21 protein-coding genes are annotated in these 17,763 nt (G+C 71.7%); 10 read left to right on the top strand and 11 right to left on the bottom strand.

All coding sequences use genetic code 11. From position 1 onward, the window contains the following. Positions 1-2: 2 nt before the first annotated feature. Together IE185_RS13985 and IE185_RS13980 are read right to left on the bottom strand one after the other, a co-directional pair. A complete protein-coding gene (locus IE185_RS13985; protein WP_138896984.1) occupies positions 3-215 on the bottom strand; it encodes a hypothetical protein in 213 nt (70 codons plus the stop codon). A gap of 163 nt (positions 216-378) precedes the next feature. After that, positions 379-2,007 carry a beta-N-acetylhexosaminidase gene (locus tag IE185_RS13980; RefSeq protein ID WP_138896994.1) on the bottom strand — a complete coding sequence of 543 codons (1,629 nt, stop codon included), beginning with the start codon at positions 2,005-2,007 and terminating at the stop codon, positions 379-381. 180 nt (positions 2,008-2,187) lie between these two features. On the opposite strand from IE185_RS13980, the gene IE185_RS13975 reads away from it, so the two are divergent. The 6 genes from IE185_RS13975 (at position 2,188) to IE185_RS13950 (ending at position 7,038) form a co-directional block, all read left to right on the top strand. Next, the gene (locus tag IE185_RS13975) at positions 2,188-2,823 is read left to right on the top strand and encodes a 2-oxo-4-hydroxy-4-carboxy-5-ureidoimidazoline decarboxylase (RefSeq protein WP_138896985.1); all 636 of its coding nucleotides are present in this window, start codon (positions 2,188-2,190) and stop codon (positions 2,821-2,823) included. A gap of 147 nt (positions 2,824-2,970) precedes the next feature. Further along, the gene (gene sdhC, locus IE185_RS13970) at positions 2,971-3,351 is read left to right on the top strand and encodes a succinate dehydrogenase, cytochrome b556 subunit (protein ID WP_138896986.1); all 381 of its coding nucleotides are present in this window, start codon (positions 2,971-2,973) and stop codon (positions 3,349-3,351) included. A 5-nt stretch (positions 3,352-3,356) separates the two neighbouring features. After that, complete coding sequence (locus IE185_RS13965; protein ID WP_138896987.1) at positions 3,357-3,833, top strand: succinate dehydrogenase hydrophobic membrane anchor subunit; 477 nt, start codon at positions 3,357-3,359, stop codon at positions 3,831-3,833. A 22-nt stretch (positions 3,834-3,855) separates the two neighbouring features. After that, positions 3,856-5,610, top strand: a complete 1,755-nt coding sequence (sdhA, locus tag IE185_RS13960) for a succinate dehydrogenase flavoprotein subunit (protein WP_138896988.1) — start codon at positions 3,856-3,858, stop codon at positions 5,608-5,610. Next, on the top strand, positions 5,610-6,377 hold the full coding sequence (locus IE185_RS13955; protein ID WP_138896989.1) for a succinate dehydrogenase iron-sulfur subunit: 768 nt from the start codon (positions 5,610-5,612) through the stop codon (positions 6,375-6,377). Before sdhA ends, IE185_RS13955 begins: the two co-directional genes overlap by 1 nt. Positions 6,378-6,510: 133 nt before the next feature. Then, entirely contained in the window at positions 6,511-7,038 is a 528-nt protein-coding gene (locus tag IE185_RS13950; protein WP_167519051.1) for a hypothetical protein, read from the top strand. 97 nt (positions 7,039-7,135) lie between these two features. On the opposite strand, the gene IE185_RS13945 is transcribed toward IE185_RS13950, so the two are convergent. The 3 genes from IE185_RS13945 to IE185_RS13935 all read right to left on the bottom strand — a co-directional run bounded on the left by IE185_RS13945 (position 7,136) and on the right by IE185_RS13935 (position 9,644). Next, on the bottom strand, positions 7,136-7,567 hold the full coding sequence (locus tag IE185_RS13945; RefSeq protein ID WP_138896992.1) for a pyridoxamine 5'-phosphate oxidase family protein: 432 nt from the start codon (positions 7,565-7,567) through the stop codon (positions 7,136-7,138). A 28-nt stretch (positions 7,568-7,595) separates the two neighbouring features. Continuing rightward, complete coding sequence (locus IE185_RS13940) at positions 7,596-9,080, bottom strand: MFS transporter (RefSeq protein WP_189715232.1); 1,485 nt, start codon at positions 9,078-9,080, stop codon at positions 7,596-7,598. 75 nt (positions 9,081-9,155) lie between these two features. Further along, positions 9,156-9,644 (bottom strand): MarR family winged helix-turn-helix transcriptional regulator, encoded by a 489-nt coding sequence (locus IE185_RS13935; RefSeq protein WP_189715230.1) that lies wholly within the window; start codon positions 9,642-9,644, stop codon positions 9,156-9,158. 146 nt (positions 9,645-9,790) lie between these two features. On the opposite strand from IE185_RS13935, the gene IE185_RS13930 reads away from it, so the two are divergent. Genes IE185_RS13930 through IE185_RS13920 form a run of 3 tightly spaced genes read left to right on the top strand, consistent with a single transcriptional unit; the run spans position 9,791 to position 11,345 of the window. Next, positions 9,791-10,201 (top strand): hypothetical protein, encoded by a 411-nt coding sequence (locus IE185_RS13930; RefSeq protein ID WP_138899093.1) that lies wholly within the window; start codon positions 9,791-9,793, stop codon positions 10,199-10,201. A gap of 5 nt (positions 10,202-10,206) precedes the next feature. After that, on the top strand, positions 10,207-10,629 hold the full coding sequence (locus IE185_RS13925; protein ID WP_138899095.1) for a thiol-disulfide oxidoreductase DCC family protein: 423 nt from the start codon (positions 10,207-10,209) through the stop codon (positions 10,627-10,629). Positions 10,630-10,640: 11 nt separating this feature from the next. After that, a complete protein-coding gene (locus tag IE185_RS13920; protein ID WP_138899092.1) occupies positions 10,641-11,345 on the top strand; it encodes a TetR/AcrR family transcriptional regulator in 705 nt (234 codons plus the stop codon). Between the two features lie 49 nt (positions 11,346-11,394). Here IE185_RS13920 and IE185_RS13915 read toward each other — a convergent pair whose 3' ends face one another. Further along, complete coding sequence (locus IE185_RS13915) at positions 11,395-12,819, bottom strand: metallophosphoesterase (RefSeq protein WP_189715228.1); 1,425 nt, start codon at positions 12,817-12,819, stop codon at positions 11,395-11,397. A gap of 2 nt (positions 12,820-12,821) precedes the next feature. Further along, positions 12,822-13,073: an SCO4848 family membrane protein gene (locus IE185_RS13910; RefSeq protein ID WP_138898446.1), complete on the bottom strand. Its 252-nt coding sequence runs from the start codon at positions 13,071-13,073 to the stop codon at positions 12,822-12,824. A 142-nt stretch (positions 13,074-13,215) separates the two neighbouring features. On the opposite strand from IE185_RS13910, the gene IE185_RS13905 reads away from it, so the two are divergent. Next, on the top strand, positions 13,216-14,490 hold the full coding sequence (locus tag IE185_RS13905; protein WP_229843488.1) for a D-alanyl-D-alanine carboxypeptidase family protein: 1,275 nt from the start codon (positions 13,216-13,218) through the stop codon (positions 14,488-14,490). Here the strand turns inward: IE185_RS13905 and IE185_RS13900 are convergent. From IE185_RS13900 to IE185_RS13885, 4 genes are read right to left on the bottom strand one after another with little or no spacing between them, the layout of a single operon-like run. Beyond that, positions 14,438-15,550: a YihY/virulence factor BrkB family protein gene (locus IE185_RS13900; protein WP_138898448.1), complete on the bottom strand. Its 1,113-nt coding sequence runs from the start codon at positions 15,548-15,550 to the stop codon at positions 14,438-14,440. The two genes, IE185_RS13905 and IE185_RS13900, sit on opposite strands and share 53 nt — an antisense overlap. Continuing rightward, on the bottom strand, positions 15,538-15,999 hold the full coding sequence (locus IE185_RS13895; protein ID WP_229843487.1) for a GtrA family protein: 462 nt from the start codon (positions 15,997-15,999) through the stop codon (positions 15,538-15,540). The genes IE185_RS13900 and IE185_RS13895 overlap by 13 nt, the downstream gene beginning before the upstream one ends. After that, positions 15,996-17,060, bottom strand: coding sequence for a decaprenyl-phosphate phosphoribosyltransferase (locus IE185_RS13890; protein WP_189715226.1), 1,065 nt, complete (start codon positions 17,058-17,060; stop codon positions 15,996-15,998). Before IE185_RS13890 ends, IE185_RS13895 begins: the two co-directional genes overlap by 4 nt. After that, positions 17,053-17,685 carry a phosphatase PAP2 family protein gene (locus IE185_RS13885; RefSeq protein WP_189715225.1) on the bottom strand — a complete coding sequence of 211 codons (633 nt, stop codon included), beginning with the start codon at positions 17,683-17,685 and terminating at the stop codon, positions 17,053-17,055. Before IE185_RS13885 ends, IE185_RS13890 begins: the two co-directional genes overlap by 8 nt. Between the last annotated feature and the right edge of the window lie 78 nt (positions 17,686-17,763).

The raw sequence follows: 17,763 nt of genomic DNA, 5'->3' as shown, positions 1-17,763 counted from the left end.
TGTCACATTCTGCCCGCATCGAGTTGCTTGAGGAGCAGCTCCGTCGAAGCGAGGGGCGGGGCGGCGGCCTTGAGGCGCTGCATGCGCGTCAGCGCGCGTACGAAGACGACGGCGAGCACGGCGGCGGCGATGTCGAGCAGATCGGCGACGATCAGCAGGTCGAGGGCGTCGCGGATCGCGGCCCTTCGCCGGTGGTGGCTTTCTCTGTACGGCAATGGGCGCACAGCACGGCTGGGCGGCCCCCCGAGGTGACGGGACGCCCCTCCCCCGAGGCGTGACATGGCGCGGACACCGGCCGGCGTGCACATGCGGAACATACGCCGCCGGCCGGACCGTCCATCGTGATTCCCGGGCCGGTCGGGCCCGTTGGTCAGCCGGTCAGCCGGTCCGCTGCGTCAGGGCCTTGAAGCCCTCCCAGTCCAGGGCGGGCGTGCCCGCGTCCCAGGTCTTCTGGGCCAGCGCGCGCATCGGCAGGTGGATGCCGCGTGCGACCTGCTCCTGCGTCTGCGCGTTCGACAGGTCGCACCAGATGGCCAGGCGGCCGCCGAGGATCTGGTCCGCGTAACGGGCGGGCACCGGGGTGGTGCCGCGCAGGACCTGCGGGGTCCAGGACTCGTAGATGCGGCGGCCCGTCGGGTAGGTGAAGGTGTTGGGCTCGCCGAGTACGTAGTACAGGTACTCGTCGTTGGCGTTGACGACCTTGCGGCCCTCGCTCAGGTACTCCTGCGGCTGCCGGGCGCCGATCTCCTTGCCGGTCCAGTACTCGACCTCGCGGTCCTGGTCGGCCTTGACGACGCCGCCGGCGTGCAGACCGTCGTTCCACGCCTTGAGGACCTTGCCGTGCGGGCGCAGGGCCGCGGCGCGGTCGTTGAGCCAGCCGGTGGCCAGGTCCTGGACCTTCGCGTTCGGGCCGTACTTGCGGACCGCCTCGCGGGCGAGACCCGGGTACGAGACCTCCGGGTTCCGCTTGAGCAGGGCGGCGTACTCGTCGCCGCCGAGGTGCACGTACCTGCCGGGGAAGACGTCGGCGTACTCGCTCAGCAGGTCGTCGACGATCCGCGCCGACTTCGGGTTGGCGATGTCCACCGCGCCGGGCGTCGCCACACCCCTGGTGTCGCGCAGCTGGAGGTCCGGATGCGCGTCCATGACCGCGCCGAGGTGGCCGGGCGAGTCGATCTCCGGGATGACGGTGATGTGGCGGCTCTCGGCGAGCTTCACGATCCGCCGCACCTCGGCCTTGGTGAGGTGCTGCTCGGACACGATCTCGGGGTGGCTGTCGGACTCGATCCGAAAGCCCTGGTCGTCGGAGAAGTGCAGGCCGAGCTGGTTGAGCTTGAGGTCGCCCATCTCGCGGACGGTGTCCTCGATCCAGTCGGCGGTGAAGTGCTTGCGCGCGGTGTCGAGCATCACTCCGCGCTGCGGCTTCGCCGGCTTGTCCCGTACGACGCCCTCGGACAGGCGACCGTCGGCCGCCAGGGCCTGCTTGACGGTGCGGGTGCCGTAGAAGACGCCGGCCTGGTCGGCTCCCGTGACGCGGACCCGGCCGTCACGCACGGTCAGGGTGTACGACTCGGGCGCGCCGCCGGGGGCGAGCGCCAGCTCGATGTCCCCCGCGCGGCCGGACCCGGCGGCGGAGTAGCCGCGCTTCAGTTCCTGGGCCAGGAGCTTGCCCTCGTCACCGAGCGCCCGGCTGTCGTCCGGGGCCACGACGACCCGGGTGGAGGGCTGCGGCTTCCAGCCGGGGCCGGAGGCGGCGTCGTAGTCCCGCACCGACGGGACGGCGCTGGGCGCCTTCGTCGGTCCGGGCTTCGCCGAAGGCTTGGCGGCCGGCTTCGCCCGCGTCGGCTGCGGGGCCGTCGGCGCGGCCTGCTTCGGCTGCGCCGCAGGGCCGGCCGACGCCGCCTGCGGGGCGGATTGGGCGGATGGTTCCGAGTGCGTGACGGTGGCGACGAGCGGGACGGTCAGGGAGACCGCGGCTATGGCCAGCGGCCCACGGAATTGCGACATCATTGGACGAACGATGCACAATCAGCCCCCCAATCGTCCACCAGTCGGCCAGTATGTGTGTCCAACCTCTCCCGTTCGGGTGAGGTTCGCGCAACCGTCGGACAGCTGTCCTGAAGCCTCGATAGCGTTGCGCCACATCCGCCCCACCGTTCTCGCCGGTCCCCCTCCGAGGAGCTTCCGCTGTCCAGCGAATCGCCGGGACGTACGGCCGTACCCACGCAGCACCGCGGGCCCGGCCCGGCGGGCTCCGCGGACCCCGCCGCCGTCGCGGCCGGCCTCCACCGGTTCAACGCCGCGCCCGCCGGCGCCGCCGAGGCGGCCCTGCTCGGCTGCTGCGCCAGTCCCCGCTGGGCACGGCGCGTCGCCGCCCACCGCCCGTACCCCGACCTGGACGCGCTGCTCGCCGCCGCCGACGAGGCGTCGTACGACCTGTCGCACGACGAGATCGCCGACGCGCTGAGCGGGGAGTCCTCCGCCGGTCTGGGCGCGGGAGCGCCCGCCGTCGCGCACACCGCCCTGCGGGCGGCCCACGCGGCGTACGAGAGCGGCTTCGGTCACGCCTTCGTGATCTGCCTGGACGGCTTCCGGCCCGAGGAGCACCGCGACCAGGTGCTCGCCGGGATCAGGTCCCGGCTGGGCAACGAACCGGACGAGGAGCGGGCGGTCGCGGCCGACGAGCTGCGCGGGCTGGCGCGGGGACGGCTCGCCCGTCTCGTTTCCGGTCCCGGGAAAGCGGATGCTTGTCCGACAAACACCGATATCGCAGGTCACACCGGCTGCGGGGAGCGGCCCGATAGCCCGTCCGTGCCCGTTTGAGTGCCACTTTGATCACACGTGTGGACCCCGCGCGAGGGAACCGACAAGTCGTCGCTACGATGACCGGGGCCGGTGGACCGTACCCGGCCGGGTCAGACCGACATCGAAGCCGGCCGACCCTGATCCCCGCTCCCGGAGGGTTTTTCCGTGCCGGCTGGAACGCTGTACCGCGGCCGGGAAGGTATGTGGTCCTGGGTGGCTCATCGAGTCACCGGCGTCCTCATTTTCTTCTTCCTGTTCGTGCATGTCCTCGACACCGCTCTCGTCCGCGTCTCCCCCGAGGCGTACGACGATGTCGTGGCCACCTACAAGACCCCGCTCGTAGCGCTGCTCGAGTACGGCCTCGTCGCCGCCATCCTCTTCCACGCGCTCAACGGCCTGCGCGTCGTCGCCGTGGACTTCTGGTCCAAGGGCACGCGCTACCAGAAGCAGATGCTCTGGACCGTGATGGGCATCTGGATCGTGCTGATGGCAGGCGCGCTGTACCCCGTGCTCGGCCACGCCGTACGCGAAGTCTTCGGGAGCTGAGGCACATGTCCGCTGAGACCACATCCGCTGTTGGTCCCGTCGAGGGCGAACGCCTCTACGACGTGGACAACCCGGCTCCACTGATCGAGCCGCCCCGCAAGCGCACCAAGAAGTCGCCGAAGACGGCGCGCACGAACTTCGAGCTGTACGGCTGGCTGTTCATGCGGCTGTCCGGCATCGTGCTGGTCGTCCTGGTCCTCGGCCACCTGCTGATCCAGCTCGTGCTGGACGGCGGCGTGTCCAAGATCGGCTTCGCCTTCGTGGCCGGCCGCTGGGCCTCGCCGTTCTGGCAGACCTGGGACCTGCTCATGCTGTGGCTGGCGATGCTGCACGGCGCCAACGGCCTGCGTACCGTCATCAACGACTACGCGGAGCGGCCCACCACCCGCTTCTGGCTGAAGAACCTGCTGTACACCGCCACGGTGTTCACCGTCCTTCTGGGCACGCTGGTGATCTTCACCTTCGACCCGAACATCCGCTAGGCCCGGGGCTGAGGCAACCACCATGAAGATTCACAAGTACGACACCGTCATCGTCGGCGCCGGTGGCGCGGGCATGCGCGCGGCCATCGAGTCGACGAAGCGCAGCCGCACCGCCGTGCTGACGAAGCTGTACCCCACCCGGTCCCACACGGGCGCCGCGCAGGGCGGCATGGCCGCCGCGCTGGCGAACGTGGAGGAGGACAACTGGGAGTGGCACACCTTCGACACGATCAAGGGCGGCGACTACCTGGTCGACCAGGACGCCGCCGAGATCCTGGCGAAGGAGGCCATCGACTCCGTTCTCGACCTGGAGAAGATGGGCCTGCCGTTCAACCGCACGCCGGACGGCACCATCGACCAGCGCCGCTTCGGCGGTCACTCCCGCAACCACGGTGAGGCCCCGGTCCGCCGGTCCTGCTACGCCTCGGACCGCACCGGCCACATGATCCTCCAGACGCTGTACCAGAACTGCGTCAAGGAGGGTGTGGAGTTCTTCAACGAGTTCTACGTCCTGGACCTGCTCATGCAGGAGGTCGACGGGGTCCGCAAGTCGGCGGGCGTCGTCGCCTACGAGCTGGCGACCGGCGAGATCCACGTCTTCCAGGCGAAGGCCGTCATCTTCGCCTCCGGCGGCACCGGCAAGTTCTTCAAGGTGACGTCGAACGCCCACACCCTGACCGGTGACGGCCAGGCCGCGGCGTACCGTCGCGGGCTGCCGCTGGAGGACATGGAGTTCTTCCAGTTCCACCCGACGGGCATCTGGCGCATGGGCATCCTGCTGACGGAGGGCGCCCGCGGTGAGGGCGGCATCCTCCGCAACAAGGACGGCGAGCGCTTCATGGAGAAGTACGCGCCGGTCATGAAGGACCTCGCGTCCCGTGACGTCGTATCGCGCTCCATCTACACGGAGATCCGTGAGGGCCGCGGCTGTGGTCCCGAGGGCGACCACGTCTTCCTCGACCTCACGCACCTGCCGCCGGAGCAGCTCGACGCGAAGCTCCCGGACATCACCGAGTTCGCGCGGACGTACCTGGGCATCGAGCCGTACACGGACCCGATCCCGATCCAGCCGACCGCGCACTACGCCATGGGCGGCATCCCCACGAACGTCAGGGGTGAGGTCCTCGCGGACAACACCACGGTCGTTCCGGGCCTGTACGCCGCCGGCGAGGTCGCCTGCGTCTCGGTGCACGGCGCGAACCGCCTGGGCACCAACTCGCTGCTCGACATCAACGTCTTCGGCAAGCGCGCCGGCATCGCCGCGGCGGAGTACAGCGCGACGGCCGACTACGTCGAGCTCCCCGAGGACCCGGCGTCGCTCGTCGTCGCCCAGGTCGAGCGCCTGCGCAGCAACACCGGCAGCGAGCGGGTGCACGACATCCGCCGCGAGCTGCAGGAGACGATGGACGCCAACGTGATGGTGTTCCGCACCGAGCAGACGATCAAGACGGCGGTCGCCAAGATCGGCGAGCTGCGCGAGCGTTACCTCAACGTCTCGATCCAGGACAAGGGCAAGCGGTTCAACACCGACCTGCTGGAGGCCATCGAGCTGGGCAACCTGCTCGACCTGGCCGAGGTCATGGCCGTGTCCGCCCTGGCGCGCAAGGAGTCCCGCGGCGGTCACTACCGCGAGGACTTCCCGAACCGCGACGACGTCAACTTCATGCGCCACACCATGGCGTACCGCGAGGTCGGCGACGACGGCACCGAGTCGATCCGTCTCGACTACAAGCCGGTCGTCCAGACCCGCTACCAGCCGATGGAGCGTAAGTACTGATGGCTACCCCGACCCTGGACAAGGTCGAGGACGCGAAGCCCGCGTCCGCGCCCTCCCCGTACATCACGGTCACCTTCCGGATCCGCCGCTACAACCCGGAGATCTCCTCCGAGGCCGAGTGGCAGGACTTCCCGATCGAGATCGACCCGAAGGAGCGTGTGCTCGACGGTCTCCACAAGATCAAGTGGGAGACCGACGGCACGCTGACCTTCCGTCGCTCGTGCGCGCACGGCATCTGCGGCTCCGACGCGATGCGGATCAACGGCAAGAACAGGCTCGCCTGCAAGACGCTGATCAAGGACATCAACCCGGAGAAGCCGATCACGATCGAGGCCATCAAGGGCCTCACGGTCCTCAAGGACCTCGTGGTCGACATGGACCCGTTCTTCCAGGCGTACCGCGACGTCATGCCCTTCCTCATCACGAAGGGCAACGAGCCGACGCGTGAGCGTCTGCAGTCCGCCGAGGACCGCGAGCGCTTCGACGACACCACCAAGTGCATCCTGTGCGCCGCGTGCACGTCCTCGTGCCCGGTGTTCTGGAACGACGGCCAGTACTTCGGCCCGGCGGCGATCGTCAACGCGCACCGCTTCATCTTCGACTCGCGCGACGAGGGCGGCGAGCAGCGCCTGGAGATCCTGAACGACAAGGACGGCGTGTGGCGTTGCCGTACGACGTTCAACTGCACGGACGCCTGCCCGCGCGGTATCGAGGTCACCAAGGCCATCCAGGAGGTGAAGCGCGCGCTGATCACGCGTCGCTTCTAGTCCTTCCGGCTGTACGTACGAAGGCCCCGGCCCCCGGTTCTCCCCGGGGGCCGGGGCCTTTCGCCGAGTTGTGCCAGTCGAGTTGTGCCAGTATCGGGGCATTGCAGGCGCGCCGAGGGGAGCACCGGGAATCATGAGCGATCAGCATCCGAACCCGTACGCGGCGGACGGCGAGCCGAAGGGCGACTACCAGTGGGGCCCGGTGCCGGGGTACGGCTACCCCCATGCCGCGCCGGGGGCGGGCTTCCCGCCGCAGTACCCGCCGACCCTGCCGGGGACGCCGATGCCGTACGCCGGACCGCCGGCGGGTTTCGCGCCGGCGCCGCTCATGTCGATCGGCGACATCACGGTGATGCCCGGCTCCATCGTCACGCCGTCCGGCACGATGCCCCTCAAGGGCGCGGTGTGGACGGTCACCGACATGTCGAGGACGGAGGAGAGGATGCCGACCGCGGCGGTCGTGCTGGCCGTCGTCTTCTTCGTCTTCTGCCTGCTCGGCCTGCTGTTCCTGCTGATGAAGGAGAAGGTGACGACCGGCTGGGTCCAGGTCACGGTGACCAGCGGCGGCCTCCACCACTCCACGGTGGTCCCGGCCCTCGGCCCGCACACCTTCCCCCTGGTCATGGGCCAGGTCAACTACGCCCGCTCGCTCGGCGCGTGAGGCTCCAGCGGCGTCACCGGACGTCCGGGGAACGTCGCCCCGCGAGACCGTCCCGCTCGTCCCGCCGACACCCTCCAACGCCTGGCACCGGCACGCGTCAGCTTCCGGCCGGCATGTCGAGTGCGGTTCCGTAGAGGCGGGACACCTGGATGCGGATCTCCACGCGTCGGCCGGGGTCCGGTTCCTGGCCGGCGGAGGCGGCCGCCTCGCCCGCCGGGTCGACGATCCGGGCCGTGCCCTCGGCGACCGCGAACGACCATACGTCGGGGCCGCTGACGTGCAGCGACGTGTGCGGGTCGCGGCGCAGTTGGCGGACCTTGAGGCGGGCGGCCGTGGACGAGACGCTCAGGGTCCGCTGCTCCTGGTCCCAGTGGTAGAGCACGGTGGACAGGTGCGGGTGGCCGGTGCTCCGGACGCTCGCGAGTACGCCGAACCGCTGCTCGCTCAGCAGCCTGGTCAGTTCGGCGTCGGTGAGCGCCCGGGGCGGCACGCCGTCGTTCTTCGTGGGGGCGGGGGCGTTCGCGTTCATGTGGAGCGGCCTTTCGTGTGATGGTCGGTCAGACAGTAACGGCGCGGGCGGTGTTGGGGGTGTGGTCGCCCCGGCCGGCCGGCCGGTGGCCGGGGCGGCGCAGCATCGTGAGGGCGATAACGAAGGCGGTCAGCAGGAGCCCGGCGCCCACGGCGAAGGCGAGGTGATAGCCGCCGGTGAGGGCCTCGGCCCGGCTCCTGCCGGCCGCCGCGAGGCTTTCGGTGCGGGAGGCCGCCAGGGTGGAGAGGACGGCGACGCCGAGGGCCATGCCGATCTGCTGGGTGGTGTTGAACAGGCCGGAGGCGAGACCCGCGTCCTTCTCGCTCGCCCCGGACATGCCGAGCGTGGTCAGCGCGGGGAGCGCGAGGCCGAAACCGGCGGCGAGCAGCATCACCGGGAGCAGGTCGACGGCGTAACTGGCCCGCACGGGGACGCGGGTGAGGAGGCCGAGGACGCCCATCAGCAGCACCAGGCCCGCCAGCAGGACGTTGCGCTCACCGAAGCGGGCGTTGAGGCGGGCGGAGACGCCGAGCGAGACCGCGCCGATCACGACGGCCGCGGGAAGCATCGCGAGGCCGGTCTCGGCGGCGCCGTAACCGAGCACCTGCTGGAGGTAGAGGGCGACGAGGATCTGGAAGGAGAAGAGCGCGGCGACCATCAGTATCTGGACCAGGTTGGCGCCGGAGACGCTGCGCGAGCGGAGGATCCGCAGGGGCATGAGCGGGTTCCCGGCGGTGGCCTGGCGGACCAGGAAGGCGGCGAGGAGTACGGCGGCGAGGGCGCCGAGGCCGAGGGTGTGCGGCGAGTTCCAGCCGTGCTCCTCGACCTTGACGACGGTGTAGATGCCGAGCATCAGTCCGGCGGTGACCAGGACGGCCCCGACGACGTCGGCTCCGGCCCGCAGGCCGAGTCCCCGGTCGGCGGGGAGTACGGCGACGGCGACCGCGAGGGCGGCGAGACCGATCGGCAGGTTGATGAAGAAGATCCAGTGCCAGTCGAGCGCGTCGGTGAGCACACCGCCGAGCACCTGGCCCAGCGACGCGCCCGCCGCTCCGGTGAAGCTGAAGACGGCGATCGCCCTGGCCCGCTCCCTGGGCTCGGTGAACAGGGTCACCAGGATGCCGAGGCTGACGGCGGAGGCCATCGCGCTGCCGAGGCCCTGGAGGAAGCGGGCGGCGATCAGCACGGCCGGGGAGGCCGCCGCGCCGGCCAGCAGGGAGGCGGCGGTGAAGACGGCGACACCGGCCAGGAACATCCGCCTGCGGCCGATCAGGTCGCCGAGCCGGCCCGCCAGCAGGAGCAGGCTGCCGAAGGCGATCAGGTAGGCGTTGACGACCCAGCTGAGGCCGGCGGCGGTGAAGCCCAGGTCGCGCTGGATGGCCGGCATGGCCACGGTGACGATGGATCCGTCGAGGACGATCATCAGCATCCCGGTGGCGATGACGCCGAGCGCGAGGCGGCGTGAGCGCGGGGTCGCGGGAGGCGCCGGGGGCGGGGCGGGTGCGGCGAACATGCGGTCTCTCCTGTCCGTTGGGACGACAGGAGAGACCGTAGCAGATAGTTTTGTTGCAGACTATTTGTTTCGGTCTTACTTCAGGGGCTGGCGTGCCCGGCGGGCCGGGCGGGGGTTCTCGGCGGGAGCCGACAGGCCGTCGCCGGCCAGGAGCTTGAGAGCGCGCAGGAGCGCCTCCCGGTCCCCGTCGGGGAGCGCGGCCAGCGCCTGCTCGTGCACGCGGTCGACGATCTTCTGACTGCGGCCGGCGACGCGGGCCCCCTCGTCCGTGACGGCGATGATCCGGGCCCGCCGGTCCGTACTGGAGGGGCGGCGCTCGGCGAGGCCGGCCTTCTCCAGGGCGTCCACCGTCACCACCATCGTGGTCTTGTCCATGTCGCCGATCTCGGCGAGCTGTATCTGCGTGCGCTCCCCCTCCAGGGCGTGGACGAGCACGCAGTGCATGCGGGCGGTCAGGCCGATCTCGGCGAGCGCGGCCGACATCTGGGTGCGCAGGACGTGACTGGTGTGGTCGAGGAGGAAGGACAGGTCCGGTTCGGTGCGGGCTGGCGTCATGGCGGTCATGCCCGCAGCCTAGCAATTCGATCCGTCGCGGATTATCCAGAAGAGAACATCCAAGGGAGCGCCGAGAAACTGTCTTGAACATGTTCAAAAAGAGGTCTAGATTCATTCCTGCCAGCCTTTTGAACACGTTCAAGAAGGGGTGGGGTATGGACCTCACTGTTGTCGCCTACGCCGTCTACCTGCTGATCAGCGTCGCGCTCACCGTCTGGGTCGCGCGCACCCTCAGCCGCAACGGACGCATCTTCATCGCCAGCGTCCTACGCGGGGACGAGAAGCTCGCCGACGCGGTCAACCACTTGCTGGTCGTCGGCTTCTACCTCGTCAACCTCGGCTTCGTCACCCTCTACCTCAAGGCGGCCGACACCGTCGAGAACGCCCGCGGACTCTTCGAGGCGCTCTCGGTGAAGGTCGGCGTCGTCCTGCTCGTGCTCGGCGTCATGCACCTCGGCAACGTCTGGGTCCTCAACAAGATCCGGCGGCGCTCCCTCATCGAGCGCGAGCAGCTCCCCCCGGTCCCGCCGCAGGGCTGGACCACCACCGCGCCCGCCGGGGCGTGAGCACGATGAGCCGGCTCCCGGTCAGCAGACTGACGATCCTGTACGACGCCCAGTGCTCCCTCTGCGTCCACCTGCGCAACTGGCTGCTGCGCCAACGCAAGCTCGTGCCGCTGGCCCTGGTGCCGGCGGGGTCGGCCGAAGCGCGGCGCAGGTTCCCCGCTCTCGACCACGACCGCACCCTGCGCGAGATCACCGTCATCGGAGACAAGGGCCAGATCTACGGCGGCCCCGCCGCCTGGGTGGTCTGCCTCTGGGCCCTGGCCGAGTACCGGCCCAAGGCCCACTGGCTCGCCACCCCGGCGGGCGCCCCCTTCGTACGGGTGACGATGCTCGCGGCGGCCAAGTACCGCGAGGCGACGACGGCCGGGGCGGCGGTCGGAGCGGGGGTCCCGGTGCCCTGCGACGACCGGTGCGCCGCGCCCGGTTAGGCTCGGACACCGTGACTGAAGACAAGGCCCCCAAGAGCGAGCAGACCCGCACGCTCATCCTCGAAACCGCTCTCCAGCTGTTCCAGGACCGCGGTTACGACAAGACGACCATGCGGGCCATCGCCAAGGAGGCGGGGGTCTCCGTAGGCAACGCGTACTACTACTTCGGCTCCAAGGAACACCTGGTCCAGGGCTTCTACGACCGGATCGCCGCCGAGCACCAGGCGGCGGTCCGTCCCGTACTGGACCGGGAGACGGACCTGGAGGCGCGCCTGGCCGGGGTGCTGAAGGCGTGGCTGGACATCGCGGCGCCGTACCACGAGTTCGCCGCCCAGTTCTTCAAGAACGCGGCGGACCCCGAGAGCCCGCTGAGCCCCTTCTCCCCCGAGTCGGAGCACGCGCGTGAGGCGGCCATCGACGTCCACCGGGAGGTACTGGCCGGCTCCAAGGCCAAGGTCCCCGAGGAACTGCGGGGCATACTGCCCGAGTTGATGTGGCTCTCCCAGATGGGACTCGTCCTGTACTGGGTCTTCGACCGGTCCGAGGGCCGGGAGCGCAGCCACCGCCTCGCCGAGCGCGGCGCCCGCCTCACCACGCGCGGGGTCGCGCTCGCCCGCTTCCGGGTGCTGCGTCCGCTCGTACGGGAAGTGCACGAGCTGTTCACGGACTTCCTGCCGGGAATGGCCGAGGCCGCGGCCGCGCGCAAGACGCGCTGAGCCGCGGCCTCCCAAGTCGCGCCCGGCATGCGGGACGCCGGCGCACCGCCTACGTCTGGCGGGACTGCAGTTCCACCACCGTGATGTCGGACTCGGCGCCCACCCGGACCGGCGGGCCCCAGGCGCCCGCGCCCCGCGAGACGTACAGCTGGGTGTCGCCGTACCGTTCGAGGCCGGCGACCGTCGGGTTCGCCTGGGCGGCGATGTAGTTGCCGGGCCAGAGCTGGCCGCCGTGCGTGTGGCCGGACAGCTGCAGGTCGACCCCGTGGCGCACGGCGTCGTGGATGACGATCGGCTGGTGCGCGAGCAGAACGGACGCGCGGGACCGGTCCCGGTCGCCCAGCGCCCGTACGAAGTCGGGGCCCTGGCCCTCCCGCTCGCCCGCCACGTCGTTGACCCCGGCGAGGTCGAAGCCGGCGATCTCCACGCGGTCGTTCTCCAACGGCCGCATTCCCAGCTCACGCACGTGATCGACCCACTGCTCGGCGCCGGAGAAGTACTCGTGGTTGCCGGTCACGAAGAACGTCCCGTGCCGGGCCCTGATCCGCGCCAGCGGCTCGGCGGCGTGGCCCAGGTCGGCCACGCTCCCGTCGACCAGGTCGCCGACGACCGCGACCAGGTCGGGCTGGGCGGAGTTGATCGTGTCGACGATCCGCTGGGTGTGCGCGCGTCCGAGGACCGGCCCGAGGTGTACGTCGCTGACGACGGCGATGCGGAACCCGTGCGCGCCGCGCGGCAGTTTGGCCAGCGGCACCCGGACCCGCTTCAGCCTCGGCCCCCGCAGCACCCCGTACGTCCCGTACCCCACGGTCCCCAGCGCCGCCGCGGCCGCACCCGCCCCGACCGCGCGCGAGACGAACAGCCGCCGCGAGAAGTCCCCGGAGGCGGTCGAACCGGCGGGCCCCTGGGGGGCGGCCGGGGGCGTGGCCACGGGGGGCGCGGGCGGCGGGGTCTGCGTCACCGTGTCCGTGCCGCCGGAAGCCGGGGCGGACGCCGACGCGGAGGCGGCGGCGGAGGCAGACGCGGGAGCGGGCGACGCCTCGGTGGCGGCGCCCAGGGAGGGACTGCGGCCCGCGCTCTCGGCGGGGCCGTGGTCCGGAGCCGCGGGGAGAGGTCCGTCGGGGGAACTCCCGCCGCCGCGCACCCCGGCGTCCCGCCGGCCCAGCACCCACCGCAGCAGCGGCCGTACCGCCTCGCCGGCCACCAGCGCCATCACCAGGTACAGCAGCACCGCCAGCCACAGGTAACCGGGCCACGCCAGCACCTGCTGCACCCGGAACGGCGCCCGCGCCTGCGAGGCGACCAGCGTCCCGACGGACAGCAGCGGCAGCACGATCGCCGCCACCGTCCCCGCCCGCCGGGCGGCGCCGCCCGGCAGGGTCGTGTCGCGGACCAGCCGGCGCCACACGTACCAGTGCGCCCCGGCCAGCAGGCCGAGGACCGAAAGCGCGATGAGAACGAAGACGACGACCACAGTTATCCCTGGCTCCGCTCACGTCGCAGGGCCCGCACTCCACGGAACCCGATCACCCCGACCGCCGTCCCCAGAAGAAAGGACGTGACGGCAAGCAGCAGATGCACCCAGAAGTACGCAGTCGGGTCACCCGCGTCGTCGAAGGCGAGCCCGCTGCCGTCCTTCCACAGATTCTTGACGAAAGTGACCCAGATGAACCAGCTCCACACCCCGAAGGCGAGCAGGAACCAGGAGACGGAGCGGCTGAGCTTCATGCAGCCAGTATCGCCGCCTGCCACCGGTCCCCGCCGCCGGGGTGCGGACCCCGGCACCGGTGCCGGGCCGGCCCGGCCCGGCTCACGGCTGTTTGTCCCCGCCATGTCCACACCCATCCGCACGCCCTGTACGTTCACGTTCGTGTCCGCCGCCAAAAAGACCGCACTGACGGTCCTCTCCGCCGCGCTGCTGCCCGTACTCACCGCACTTCCCGCGCACGCGGACGACAAGCCGGGCGCCGAACAGCCACAGCCCCCCGCTTCGATGTCGACGGTCGGAGGCGCCCAACTCGGCCTGCCCGGTACGCAGGTGCGGCTCGGCCAGGGTGCGCCGGTCCTCCCGAAGGAGGTGAGCGGCCGGTCGTGGATCGTCGCCGACGCTGAGTCGGGCGACGTGCTCGCCTCGCACAACGCCCACTGGCGGCTTCCCCCCGCGTCCACGCTCAAGATGCTCTTCGCCGACACGGTCCTGCCCCGGCTGCCCAAGTCGCAGGTCTACAAGGTCAAGGACAGCGACCTGGCGGGAGTCGGCGCGGGCAGCAGCCTCGTCGGCATCAAGGAGGACCACACCTACTCCGTCCACGACATGTGGCTGGGGGTGTTCCTGCGGTCCGGCAACGACGCCGTCCACGTGCTGTCGGAGATGAACGGCGGCTGGGACAAGACCGCACGCGACATGCAGTCGCACGCCGAGGAGCTCCAGGCGCTCGACACCACGGTCGTCTCACCCGACGGTTACGACGCCAAGGGCCAGGTCAGCAGCGCGTACGACCTGACGCTCATCGCCCGCAGCGGCATGCAGAAGAAGGACTTCCGGGAGTACTCCTCGACGGCGACCGCCGACTTCCCCGGTGAGAAGAAGAAGGGGAAGAAGCGCGAGAGCTTCCAGATCCAGAACACCAACCGCCTGCTCACGGGCGCCTACGGCGTCGAGCCGTACAAGGGCCTGGCGGGCGTCAAGAACGGCAACACCACGCACGCGGGGGCGACGTTCACGGGCGTCGCGCAGCGCGGCGACAGGGTGCTGCTCGTGACGGTCATGAACCCGTCCGCGAACGAGAGCAGCGCCGTCTACAAGGAAGCGGCCCGCCTGCTGGACTGGGGCTTCGAGGCGTCCGGGAAGGTCACGCCGGTCGGCGAGCTGGTCCCGCCCAGGTCCGTCGACACGGAGCAGGGAGCGGGCCCCCAGGGCAAGGGCGGCAGCGGCAAGAGCGCCCAGGGCGGCGCGGGCGCCGGTGACACCGCCGTCGCGAAGGACGCCCGGACGCGGGTCGCGGCGTCCGACAAGGGCGCGGGCGGCGTCGGCACGGCGCTCGCGATCACGGGCGGCGTACTGGTGGTGCTGGCCGCCGGGGTCCTCCTGGTCAACCGGCGCTGGCCGATGCCCGCCCTGGCGCGTCGCCGCCGGCGCCCGTAGGGGGCGTACCGGGGCGCGCGGGCCCGCGGGGCGGCGGGCTGCCGGGCGGCGGCCCGCCGGCGGGGTCCCGCGCGACGGAGGGCCGTCCGCCGTCACCGGGGCTCGCGCCGTCACCGGCCGCGCCGTCACGAGCACCGTCGTCACGAGCACCGTCACCGCGAGGGCCGTCGGCGTCCTCGTCCGTACGGTCCTCGTCGGCCTCCAGCTCGCCGGCGCGGCGCGTCGCCGTCCAGGCCGCGCAGCACAGCAGCAGCTTCGCCGTGAAGTTGATCCACAGCAGCAGGGCGACCGGCACGCCGAACGCCCCGTACATGCTCTTCGCCGCCACGCCCTTCATGTAGCTGCCGAGCAGCACCTTGAGCAGCTCGAAACCGACCGCGCCGATGAGCGACGCGGTGATCAGCCGGTGCCGGACGGGGTGCACGCCCGGCAGCAGCGTCAGGACGTACAGCAGGATCAGGAAGTCCGCGCCGACCGCGAGGGCGAGCGCGGCGATCCGCAGCAGTACGCCGCCCGCGCCGCTCTGCGAGACGCCGGCCTGCTCGGCGGTCCAGTCGACGGCCGTCGAGCCGATCGACGAGGCGGCCCAGGACGAGAGGCCGATGAGGCCGAGCCCGGCCAGCACGCCGGCGTCCTTGAGCTTGCGCAGGAAGGGGTTGCCCTCGTCGGTGTCGTCCAGGTCCCAGACGGCCCGCAGGCACTCCCGCATCGATCCGACCCACCCGATGCCGGTGAAGAGCAGCAGGGCGCCGGCGACCACGCCGACCGTGCCGGCGTTGTCCACCAGGGCCGCGAGGTCGAGCTGACCCGAGATGCCGGGCACCTGCTCCGCGATCTTGTCCTCCATGCGGCGCAGCTGGTCGTCGGAGAGCAGGGCCGCTCCGATCGCGGCGGCGACCGTGATCAGGGGGAAGAGGGCGAGGAAGCTGATGAAGGTGATCGCGGCCGCCAGCCGGGTCCAGTGCGCGCGGTCGAGCGTCTCGTACGTGCGCCAGGCGTGAGTGAACGTCAGCCGCGTCACGAACGGCCCCACGACGGGCAGGTTCTTCAGCCAGTCCATGATGTGCGCCTACCCCCGGGCGCGAAAACCAGCGTCCGTGTCCCCCAGAAGCGCAGCCCGGTCGCGAGCGCCATGCCGACCACCGCTCCGGAGACGGTGTCGGCGCGGGCGGAGGTCAGCCCCAGGCCGTGGTGCGAGGCGGCGACGCACAGCAGCTGGACGGCCGCGCCCGCGAGGTTGACGGCGAGGAAGGCGGCGTACTGCCGCAGCCGGTCCCCCGGACGCACGACGGTCTCCTTCGCCCGCTGCCGGTAGGTGCCCAGGGCGTTCCCGGCGTACGCGACCGAGCAACCGGCGACGAAGGACAGCGCCTTCGCGGTCAGCGGGTCCCAGCCCAGCGGGCCGCGCAGCCACAGGAACAACGCGAGGTCGGCGGCGTACGCGCAGCCGCCGGCCAGCGCGAAGCCGCGCACCTCGGTCCAGGTGACGCGCCGTGCGGCCGCTCTCACAGATCGGCCACCGCGAGCCCGTACATCGCCACCCACACGAGGCCGATGACGGCCAGGCCCCGGTCGCGCAGGACGACGTCCTCGGGGGCTCCGGCCGTCCCCCGGTCGGCGAACACGGCGTACCGCAGCACCGAGAGGATGAACGCCACCATCGACAACTGGCGCCACGGCAGCAGGCTGCCGTTGGCCGTGCCGCCGCTCTCCAGGGCCCACAGGCAGTAGCCGAGTACGGCGACTCCGGCCGCGAGCTGCCAGACGAAGCGCAGGTAGCCGGTGGTGTACTCGTCGAGGAGGGCGCGCGTGGCGCCGCGCTTCTCCGGGCGGGCGGCCATCTGCACGGCCTCCGAGTAGCGCTTCGCGGCGACCATGAAGAGCGCGCCGAAGCCCGCCGTGATCAGGAACCAGCGGGAGAGCGGGATCTGGAGCGCGACACCGCCGATCATCGCGCGCATCAGGAAGCCGGTGGTGACGACGACGAGGTCCACGACGAGGATGTGTTTCAGCCACACGCAGTAGGCGAGCTGCATGACGACGTACGCGGTGAGGAGCGCGGCCGTCATCGGGTCGCAGAGCAGGGCGGCGGCCGTCGCGGCGAGGACGGCGAGCAGCGCCCCGGCCGCGTACGCCACGGGGACGGGGACCTCGCCGGCGGCGACGGGGCGGCGGCACTTGACGGGGTGCGCGCGGTCGGCGTCGGCGTCACGGGCGTCGTTGATCAGGTAGACGGCGGACGCGGCGGCGGTGAACAGCACGAAGACCAGGGCCAGTCGGGCCACGGCGTGGGCGGAGGCCAGCTCGCCGGCGGCGGCGGGCGCGGCGAGGACCAGGACGTTCTTGACCCACTGGCGGGGGCGGGCGGTGCGCAGCAGTCCGGCGGGCAGGCTGAGCGGCCGCCGCCCGGGCGCTCTGGGCGGCGCGGCACGGCGGGGCTGGCCGATGACGGCGGTGGGGGTGGCGCTCTGCGCGGCGGTCGCGGGCCCCGCCGGGCCGGTGGCGTGGAGGGCGGGGCTGTGGGGTCCGGGGCTGTGGGTGCTGGTGGTGCCGCTGCTGCGCTCAGGCATGCGCGGCACCTCCCTCGGTCGCGGCAGCCCGGGAGGCCACGCCCACGGGGGCGGTGGCCGGCGGGGCGGCGGAGACGATCGCGGCGGCGCGGGAGGCGGTGGAGGCGGTGGAGGCGATCACCGGCCCGGTCATCCAGGCGGCGCCGAGCCCGGCGGTGATCCCGCCGAGCAGGACGCCGGCCACCACGTCGGTCGGGTAGTGCACCCCGACCACCAGCCGGGACACGCACATCGCGGCCGCCAGCGGCGGCACCAGGTGGCGGCCGGCCGGACGCAACGCCCCGAAGGCCACCGCGGCGGCGGCCGCCGACGCCGCGTGGCTGCTGGGGAACGAGTGCCGGCCCGCGGTGCTCACCAGGGGCCGCAGGGACGCGAGTTGGGGGCGGGCGCGGCGTACGGCCAGCTTGACGGCCATACTCGCGAGGTGCGCCGCGCCGACCAGCGCCGTACCCCGAAGCCAGGCCCCTCGGCGCTCGCGGTCGGCCCCCGCACCCACCAGGCCCGCCGCGATCCAGACGGCGCCGTGCTCGCCGCACCACGAGAGCCCCCGGGCGGCGGCCGCCACCCGTTGATCCGTGCCGCAGTCCCGCATGGCCGACAGCAGACGCCGGTCAACCTCTCGCATCTGTCACCCCTCCTCCGTAGCGGCGACCCGGCCGGTCGGTCGGGCGCTGGGCAGGGGCGACTCTGCTCGGATTAAGCA

The organism is Streptomyces chryseus, assembly GCF_014650755.1.
Taxonomy (GTDB): Bacteria; Actinomycetota; Actinomycetes; order Streptomycetales; family Streptomycetaceae; genus Streptomyces; species Streptomyces chryseus.
Note: the sequence above shows the minus strand (reverse complement) of the source record. Positions and strands in the feature narration are given on the sequence as shown.

What these genes read in the sequence shown, in the direction of transcription:
- IE185_RS13980 (WP_138896994.1), bottom strand. Translation starts at nt 2,007, where the DNA reads ATGTCGCAATTCCGTGGGCCGCTGGCCATAGCCGCGGTCTCCCTGACC.
- IE185_RS13965 (WP_138896987.1), top strand. Translation starts at nt 3,357, where the DNA reads ATGTCCGCTGAGACCACATCCGCTGTTGGTCCCGTCGAGGGCGAACGC.
- sdhA (WP_138896988.1), top strand. Translation starts at nt 3,856, where the DNA reads ATGAAGATTCACAAGTACGACACCGTCATCGTCGGCGCCGGTGGCGCG.
- IE185_RS13955 (WP_138896989.1), top strand. Translation starts at nt 5,610, where the DNA reads ATGGCTACCCCGACCCTGGACAAGGTCGAGGACGCGAAGCCCGCGTCC.
- IE185_RS13950 (WP_167519051.1), top strand. Translation starts at nt 6,511, where the DNA reads ATGAGCGATCAGCATCCGAACCCGTACGCGGCGGACGGCGAGCCGAAG.
- IE185_RS13945 (WP_138896992.1), bottom strand. Translation starts at nt 7,567, where the DNA reads ATGAACGCGAACGCCCCCGCCCCCACGAAGAACGACGGCGTGCCGCCC.
- IE185_RS13940 (WP_189715232.1), bottom strand. Translation starts at nt 9,080, where the DNA reads ATGTTCGCCGCACCCGCCCCGCCCCCGGCGCCTCCCGCGACCCCGCGC.
- IE185_RS13935 (WP_189715230.1), bottom strand. Translation starts at nt 9,644, where the DNA reads ATGACCGCCATGACGCCAGCCCGCACCGAACCGGACCTGTCCTTCCTC.
- IE185_RS13930 (WP_138899093.1), top strand. Translation starts at nt 9,791, where the DNA reads ATGGACCTCACTGTTGTCGCCTACGCCGTCTACCTGCTGATCAGCGTC.
- IE185_RS13925 (WP_138899095.1), top strand. Translation starts at nt 10,207, where the DNA reads ATGAGCCGGCTCCCGGTCAGCAGACTGACGATCCTGTACGACGCCCAG.
- IE185_RS13910 (WP_138898446.1), bottom strand. Translation starts at nt 13,073, where the DNA reads ATGAAGCTCAGCCGCTCCGTCTCCTGGTTCCTGCTCGCCTTCGGGGTG.
- IE185_RS13900 (WP_138898448.1), bottom strand. Translation starts at nt 15,550, where the DNA reads ATGGACTGGCTGAAGAACCTGCCCGTCGTGGGGCCGTTCGTGACGCGG.
- IE185_RS13890 (WP_189715226.1), bottom strand. Translation starts at nt 17,060, where the DNA reads ATGCCTGAGCGCAGCAGCGGCACCACCAGCACCCACAGCCCCGGACCC.
- IE185_RS13885 (WP_189715225.1), bottom strand. Translation starts at nt 17,685, where the DNA reads ATGCGAGAGGTTGACCGGCGTCTGCTGTCGGCCATGCGGGACTGCGGC.